We start from the raw sequence: 7,953 nt of genomic DNA on the forward strand, positions 1-7,953 counted from the left end.
GTAACACCTTTTCCAGTGGTTATAACCACACACATATGCCCTTCTCCACCAAGGATGCCCCATGATACGCACCCCTCTTTTTTCCCGCTGGCTTTCCATGCTTCTTGTATGCTTGGCAGCACTTGCCCTTTCCGGCTGCATGGGCATGGAAGATACGCAAACAAAGCCGCGTAAAGTAGCCCCCCCGGTAAAAACCATGTCCCCCCTGGAAGAAGCCCGCACAGCCCTTATGCGGGGCGACCATGCCCGCGCCGAAATGCTGGCCCAGCGCCTTGTGGACGACCCCACAACCCCCCAACGGGACCTGACAGAAGCGCTGGGCGTTTACGCCCGTGCCGCCAGTGCCAACCACCACCCCAACGCCGCCCTGACTGCCCTTGACCAATGGCAAGCCGTTGCCCCGGGGGCAGACGCCACCCTTGGCTGGCAAACCCTGTGGAGTGAAAGCATTGGCCAGCTTTCCGACAAGGAAGGCCAAACCCGGGCCGAAGGCATTTTGGCAGACGCCAACCGCAGCCTTGCTGCCCATAACCTGGCCCTTTCCTATAGCGTTGTGCGCGGCTGGGAAAAAGGCGACGCTTCCGGCTTTGACCTGCTGGAAAAGGCCTATGGCGCTTCCACCCCCAAGGAAAAAGGGCTGTTTGAACATGCCCTTGCCCGCACTTTACGCGGGGCTTCCCCTGCGGCCTTAACCCTGGTGCTGCCCCTGGTTACCCCGGAAAACCAGAAATCATTCCCCAACAACATCATTCTTATTGCCCAGGCCCAGCGCGAAGCCTTAAGCCCCAATACCCGCGCCGCAGCAGAAGCTACCCTGGCCGGCTTTGTGAAGCAGTTCCCCCTTGCAGATGCCACCGTTATTACCGACTTTTTGCCCAAGCAGCAGGTTGTAAGCAAAGGTGCTGGCACAGGCAAACCCGTGGTGCTGGCCCTGCCCCTTTCCGGCCAATACGGGGCCGTAGCCGCCAAAATTATGGCCGGGGCTGAAGTGGCCGCCGGGGAAATGGGGGCATCCCTTACCGTTATTGACACCGACCAGCCAGACTGGACAGCTAAAATTGCCAGCCTGCCTGCTGATGTCCGTTTGGTGGGGGGGCCTTTGCGCAGCGCAGACTATACCACAGCCAAGGCCAAAGGCCTGCTGGCCAGCAAGGCATTTTTCACCTTCCTGCCCAGCCTGGAAGGAAACGATGAAGGCCGCGTTGCCTGGCGTTTTTTCACTGCCCCGCAAGACCAAACCCGTACCCTGGTGGAGCTTGGCACACGCCTTGGCATAAAAGGCTATGCCATTATTTACCCGCAGGAAACTTACGGGCAGCGCATGGCCAGCCTGTTTGAACAAACAGTGCAGGCCGCAGGTGGCACCGTGGCAGGAAGGGCGGCCTACGACCCCTCTTCCCCTTCTACCTGGATGAGCAGCCTTAGCAGCTTGCTGGCAAAACCCGCTAGCCTGCTGCCAGCAGATACAGCCCCCTACCGCGCTGTGTTCCTGCCAGACACCTGGAAAAGCATGGAAGTGCTTGTGCCTGCCATGATGTCCTATGGCGAAACACGCCAGCTCTTGCTGGGTTCCAGCCTGTGGGAACAGGAACTCACCGCACGCCCCCCGGCAGACGTGAAAAACTTTGGGCTGGCGGTGTTCCCTAGTGCCTGGAAAGCGCAGGGCGGTAGCCAGGAAGCTTCCCGGCTGCAAGCGGGCATAAGCCGCATGGGCAAGGGCAATGCTGAATTCTGGCATGGCCTTGGTTACGATTTTGTCCGCTTCGCAACCCGGTTTGAGGCACCTGCCACCACGGAAGCGGCTACCATTAACAGCCAGTTGCAAAGCATACGCGGCTCCTGGGCTATGGCACCCCTGTATTGGGATGGTTCCGGCAAGGCCAGCCAGGCTTTGTTCCTGTTTACCCCCATTGCAGGCGGCTTTGCCCCGCTGGATGAGCCTACGCTGAGTACTGCCTTCCAAAACGCCTGGGCCCTGTAAGGAAACGCTGAGTCAGGGCAAGCTGCTTGCTCTTTGTTTTGTTTGGTTTTGGGCGTGGCACGTTGGTAAAACTAACCTTTTTCGCGCAGACTTCGTTGGCGGCGAATTTTCCGTCAGGGCAGACCATGAGGTCAGCCCCTAAGAAAATCCGCCGCCGCCTTGCCTGCACAAAAAATGTTATCTTTTCACCAACGCCTCGCCCAAGCACAGCCCGAGCGGAGCAAACCTGGGCATTGATAGCTCTTGCTTATTTAAGCGGTTTGTGCCATACGGAGACAGGAATGCAGGGTGGTTTAAAGGCAAGCTTTCCCCCACCAAAGCGGGGCACAGCCCCATAGAACTGCAAGCATTTCCAGTGTACCCACGGCATATGTTGCACGGGCAGGTGCTTGCATGCACCTGCACACAATGGCACGCCCGGCGCAGCAGAACAGGCAAACGACCTTTATCTTACTGTGTACCAGCTATGTCTAATCAGGAAGCAAAAACATTTCAGGGGTATATTCAGGTTCTTCCACGTCAAGCCGAAAAAAAGGAAGACTGCGCCAAAGTTGCCCTTATTGCAGACGACGGAACGGAATATCCCATTTTGCACAAAGGCGTTGGCATGGACTTGACCCAACATGTCAATGCCCATGCGCGAGTTGTGGGGGTATTATGCCCCTGTGGTGAAGGCAACGCACTCACGGTGCGCCAGTTTACCGTAACAGACGGCTTTGAAGACGAATGGTACGACGACCCGGACAAATAGCGTCCCCCGCGCCGCAAGCGCTTTACATTTAGGAAACGCTGTTTTATTCCGGGGAAGTTTTGCAAGTATCCTTGCAAAATCATTCGTAGCAAGTTGCTACTCCCATGCGCTTGGGCAACGCATTGGCGGAACAAGCTGCCAAGGCATGTCTTTTAGTTGGTACGTAAAAAGTGCCTGCTGGCTCCGCTTGCCACAGTATGCATTTTGTTCCCCAACCGCCGTACTCTGGTGCGCTGTAACCCGCCCGCTTGGGCATCGAAAACCCATGTCTTTTTCCTCTCCCTCCCAAAATGAACCCTCCCCAAAGGTTGCGGCCTTTACCACCCAACTCCAGGGAAACACCTTGGCCATTACCTTAACGGGCGAATGGGTGGTGAGCAGCCTGTGCGGTGTGGAAGAAGCGTTGAACACCAAAGCTCTTGGGCACACAGGCCCGTTAAAGGTACTGCTGGACAACATAACCAGGCTGGACACTGCCGGGGCCCTGTGCCTGAACATTCTTGCCCTTGTCAAAAAACAGCAGGGCCAGCCCCTGGAATTACTGACACAGCACCAGAACTACCAGCAACTTCTGGTTGCTTCCCAGCCAGTGGAAGAGGAAAGTAAAGACAGTAAATCCCCTTCGCGCTTTCCGGCTCTGGAAAATTTGGGCAAGCTGGTGTCTTCCACCCTATGGGTATTTGGACACCAGCTTGCTTTTTTTGGGCACTTTTGCACCACCTTTGTTCACCTTATCGCCAACCCGCGGCGAATGCGCCTTACCCCCCTTGTGTTCCACATGGAGCAAACAGGCCTTCGCACCGTGCCCATCGTGGCATTGCTCACTTTTCTTATTGGCATGGTAGTGGCTTACATGGGGGCGGAAGAACTGGCCCGCTTCGGGGCACAGGTGTTTGCTGTTAACCTGCTGGAAGTGACGGTTATGCGGGAAATGGGGGTGCTTATTACCTCCATTGTTGTGGCCGGGCGCTCCAGCTCTTCTTTTACCGCCCAAATTGGGGCCATGGTTTCCAATGAAGAAGTGGCCGCCCTTCGTTCCATGGGGCTGGACCCCATGGAGCTTCTGGTTGCTCCACGGGTTATTGCCCTGCTCATTACCCTGCCCCTGCTGGTGTTTATTGCCAACATCATGGCCCTTGCTGGTGGGGCGCTTGCCATTTGGTATTCCATGGATTTAAGCTTCATGGCCTTTGTTGACCGCTTCCATAGCATTGCCCAAATCAAAAACTTTTTTGTAGGCATGGTCAAATCGCCCTTTTTTGCCATTATCATCGGCATTGTGGGCTGTTACCAGGGGCTTAACGCCAGCCGCAGCGCTGAATCCGTAGGGTTTCTCACCACCAAGTCGGTGGTGGAATCCATTTTCCTTGTCATTGTGCTTGATGCCATGTTTGCCATCTTTTTCACTACCATAGGAATTTAATACATGGCAGCTTCCACCATTGAACAACCCACTGCCAACAACGTGCTGGTGCGCCTGCGGGGCATAACCAACCGCTTTGGCCGCAACACAGTGCATGAAAACCTGGACCTGGATATTCGCAAAGGAGAAATTCTGGGCCTTATTGGTGGTTCTGGCACAGGCAAGTCTGTATTGCTGCGCACCATTATTGGGCTGAACAAGCAGCAGAATGGCAGCATTGAAATTATGGGCGTAAACATGGACACCGCTACAGAAGCCACCAAGGCCAAAGTGCGCAATTCATGGGGAGTGCTGTTTCAAGATGGGGCCCTGTTCTCTTCCCTTTCTGTTCTGGATAACATCCAGTTCCCCCTGCGCGAATTTACCCATATTTCCCCTGCCCTGCGTGAAAGCATTGCCCGCATGAAGCTGCATATGGTGGGCCTGCCGCAAGACGCAGCCCCCAAGTTTCCCGGCGACCTTTCCGGTGGTATGCGCAAAAGGGTGGGCCTTGCCAGAGCCCTGGTTATGGACCCGTTCCTGCTGCTTCTGGACGAACCCACGGCAGGGCTGGACCCCGTGGGGGCAGCGGCCTTTGACCAATTGGTGCTCACCTTGCGCAACAGCCTTGGGCTGACCGTGTGCATGGTAACCCACGACCTGGATTCCCTGTATGCCATTTGCGACAGGGTGGCTGTGCTGGCTGACAAGAAAATTTTGGCGGTGGATACCATTCCCAAACTGCTGGATAACCCGTACCCCTGGATTCAGGAATACTTTAAAGGACCCCGGGGCCGTGCTGCGGCCTTTGGCAAGGGAGTCGCATAATGGAAATTCGTGCCAATTACGCCCTTATTGGCGCATTCACCTTACTGGTGCTTGTGGGGGGGCTTATTTTTACCATGTGGGTGGTGGACCTTGACAGAGCCCCCACCATGGAATTTGATATTTATTACGAAGAACGGGTTTCCGGCCTGGCTGTGAACAGCGATGTACTGTTCAACGGTATCCGGGTTGGCTCTGTCACGCAGCTCAAACTCGACCCAAACAACCCAAGTGCCGTGCGCGCCCGCATTTCCATTGCGGCAGACACCCCTGTGCGGGAAGATTCTGAAGCAACCCTGGAAAACAAGGGGGTAACCGGGCTTGTGGTTATTTCCATTGCCGGTGGCTCTGCCAGTTCCCCCCTGAACATTCCCAAACCGGGCAAAGTAGGCACCATTCGTTACCGCCCCTCAGCCCTTGCTGCCGTAATGAATTCCGTGCCTGCCACGCTGGAAGCTGCTAACCGCCTGCTGGGCAGCATCAACGACATGTTTTCAGAACAGAACAAGGCCAACCTTACGACAGTTATGCAGGGGTTTGGCAGTGTAGGTGCTGTACTGGAAAGACGCGCAAGCACACTGGACGCCACCCTGGGCAACCTGGAAAACATCACCGCTGAATTAGACAGCATGGTTAAAAGCCTGAACATTATGGTACACAGGGATGGCGGAAATGCCGCCAAGGCCGTAAGCGATGCCGCACAGCAGATACAAAAAACAGTAAAGGCCCTGGACCCTGCCTTGCAGCGTTTTTCACGCGAGGGGCTGCTGGAATTGCGCCTGTTCTTTAGCGATGCCCGCCGGCTGGCAGATGTGCTTGCCCGCCTGGGGGAAAACCTTGAAAACGACCCCCGCCGCTACCTTTTCGGCGAACCTGTGAAGGAGTTTAAAGCCCCATGATGCAAGCGCTTCGCCCCATTTATGTACGCGCCCTGTTGCTGGCTGCGGCAACAGCCTTGCTGGGTGGCTGCATTACGCTTATAGACACCGGCCCAGCCCCTGTGCGCATGCAACTGAACCCACCCATGCCCACGGCCACCGCGCAGGCAAAACCCCTGGCTACGCAACTTATGGTTATGCGCCCCACTGCCAGCGCCACCATTAACCGCGACGCCATTGCCCTGCTCTTTAACAACCGGGAAGTGCGCTACCTTGCCAATGTACGCTGGGAAAGTACTGCCCCGCAACTTGTTCAACAGGCGTTGGTACAAGCCTTTGAAAGCGCCAACGTGTTCCGCGGGGTTGCCCCGGACGGCTCCGGCATTGCCGACGATGTGCGCCTGACAACAGACATTCGCCAATTTGTACTGCGCTATGCAGAAGAAAAGGGCATTCCCACAGCCGTGTTTGCCGCCCAGTTCCAACTGGTAGACACAGGCACAGGTGCCGTGCTTAACTCCCTTACGGTGGAAACCACCGCCCCGGCTGCCGGGCGTGACCCCCATGCCCTGGTAGCTGCCTGCGAAGCAGCCCTCGGTAAAGCCCTGGCACAGGTTGTGCCCTGGGCTGCCAAAACAGCGCCCAAAGCCAAGGGTAGATAGCCTGGCATATTCGCCTTACAACAAAAGCCCCCGCACTGCATGCAGTACGGGGGCTTTTGTATTACGCCAATAAGCTCTTGCAGGTCTTACTTGCTCAGTACGCTTTGCGTTGCGCGGGCAATGGCCAATTCTTCATTGGTGGGCACCACCAACACAGGTACGCGGGCGTCTTTGGGGCTCAGGGAACGGATATCACCGGAGCGCTTGTGGTTCACTTCCGGCAGAATGCTGATGCCAAAGCTGCCGAGATATTTGCACACTTCTTCGCGCAGCAGGTCGTCGTTTTCACCAATGCCTGCGGTGAACACCAGGGCATCCACACGGCCCAGCACAGCAAAGTAGGCACCAATGCACTTGCGAATGGAGTAGCAGAACATTTCAAAAGCCAGTTGGGCTTTTTCGTCGCCACTTTCACGTGCGGTGTGAATGTCGCGCATATCGTTCATGCCACAAATACCTTTCAGACCGCTTTTTTTGTTCAGCATGTCGTCCAGTTGTGCGGAGGTCATGTTCTTGTGCTTGGCAAGGTAGCCAAGAATGGCGGGGTCAATGTCACCACTGCGGGTGCCCATCATAACACCAGCCAGGGGAGTCATGCCCATGCTGGTGTCTACGCACTTGCCATTTTCCACCGCAGCCAGGGAACAACCGTTGCCCAGGTGGCAGGTAATAACATTAAAGCTGTCATGCGGCTTGTTCAGGAACGTGGCAGCAGCTTCAGCCACAAAGCGGTGGGAAGTGCCGTGGAAGCCATAACGGCGTACGCTGTTTTCCTTATACAGTTCATAAGGCACAGCATACAAGAACGCCTTGGGCGGCATGGTGGCATGGAATTCGGTATCAAACACCACCACAGAAGGCGCATTGGGCAACAACTTTTGTGCCACTTCAATGCCTTGCAGGTGGGCTGGGTTGTGGAGCGGCGCAAGGGGGGCCACTTCCTCAATACCTGCTTTCACGGCATCAGTCACCACACAGGCGGCCTGAAACTTTTCAGCGCCCTGCACAATACGGTGACCCACGGCGTTAATTTCATCCAGACTTGTAATAACACCCACTTCTGGGTCTACCAGCAGGGCCATTACAGCCTGCATGCCCGCGGTGTGGTTTGGGAACGGTTGCTCTTTGGCAACCTTTTTTTCATGATCAGTACCTGGGGCAGCTTTGTACACAAGGTTGCCCATGCTTTCCCCAATACGTTCCACAAGGCCGGAACACAGTGCCGCTTCCGTTGCCATGTCTATAAGCTGATACTTAAAAGAAGAACTGCCACAGTTAATAACCAGAACTTTCATAGATACCTCTAAAAATCAGGCGCAGTATACACGCCCATGTATGTTGGGGGCAAAGGGAAAGCCTTTGCCCCTGTGTGTAACAAACCACTCAATTTCCTTTCGCTCAGGCGTCGTGGAGATGCTTCGGCGGCATAGCCGCCTACGCCCTCCGCCCTCGCT

Annotated in this window: 7 protein-coding genes; 6 read left to right on the forward strand and 1 reads right to left on the reverse strand. The window is 55.7% G+C overall.

The features are described from left to right. Positions 1 to 61: 61 nt before the first annotated feature. The 6 genes from G497_RS19460 to G497_RS0114860 all read left to right on the forward strand — a co-directional run bounded on the left by G497_RS19460 (position 62) and on the right by G497_RS0114860 (position 6,499). On the forward strand, positions 62 to 1,981 hold the full coding sequence (locus G497_RS19460; protein ID WP_051258188.1) for an ABC transporter substrate-binding protein: 1,920 nt from the start codon (positions 62 to 64) through the stop codon (positions 1,979 to 1,981). A 466-nt stretch (positions 1,982 to 2,447) separates the two neighbouring features. After that, on the forward strand, positions 2,448 to 2,732 hold the full coding sequence (locus G497_RS20260; protein WP_027188733.1) for a hypothetical protein: 285 nt from the start codon (positions 2,448 to 2,450) through the stop codon (positions 2,730 to 2,732). Between the two features lie 265 nt (positions 2,733 to 2,997). Beyond that, positions 2,998 to 4,155 (forward strand): MlaE family ABC transporter permease, encoded by a 1,158-nt coding sequence (locus G497_RS0114845; protein WP_051258190.1) that lies wholly within the window; start codon positions 2,998 to 3,000, stop codon positions 4,153 to 4,155. Between the two features lie 3 nt (positions 4,156 to 4,158). After that, positions 4,159 to 4,962 (forward strand): ABC transporter ATP-binding protein, encoded by an 804-nt coding sequence (locus G497_RS0114850; protein WP_051258191.1) that lies wholly within the window; start codon positions 4,159 to 4,161, stop codon positions 4,960 to 4,962. Further along, positions 4,962 to 5,858: an MlaD family protein gene (locus tag G497_RS18555; RefSeq protein WP_034638159.1), complete on the forward strand. Its 897-nt coding sequence runs from the start codon at positions 4,962 to 4,964 to the stop codon at positions 5,856 to 5,858. Before G497_RS0114850 ends, G497_RS18555 begins: the two co-directional genes overlap by 1 nt. Continuing rightward, positions 5,855 to 6,499 (forward strand): ABC-type transport auxiliary lipoprotein family protein, encoded by a 645-nt coding sequence (locus tag G497_RS0114860; RefSeq protein WP_027188736.1) that lies wholly within the window; start codon positions 5,855 to 5,857, stop codon positions 6,497 to 6,499. The genes G497_RS18555 and G497_RS0114860 overlap by 4 nt, the downstream gene beginning before the upstream one ends. An 86-nt stretch (positions 6,500 to 6,585) precedes the next feature. Here G497_RS0114860 and G497_RS0114865 read toward each other — a convergent pair whose 3' ends face one another. Next, on the reverse strand, positions 6,586 to 7,794 hold the full coding sequence (locus G497_RS0114865) for an acetate kinase (RefSeq protein WP_027188737.1): 1,209 nt from the start codon (positions 7,792 to 7,794) through the stop codon (positions 6,586 to 6,588). Positions 7,795 to 7,953 lie beyond the last annotated feature (159 nt).

The sequence above is a fragment of the Desulfovibrio cuneatus DSM 11391 genome (genome assembly GCF_000430005.1).
GTDB lineage: Bacteria > Desulfobacterota > Desulfovibrionia > Desulfovibrionales > Desulfovibrionaceae > Frigididesulfovibrio > Frigididesulfovibrio cuneatus.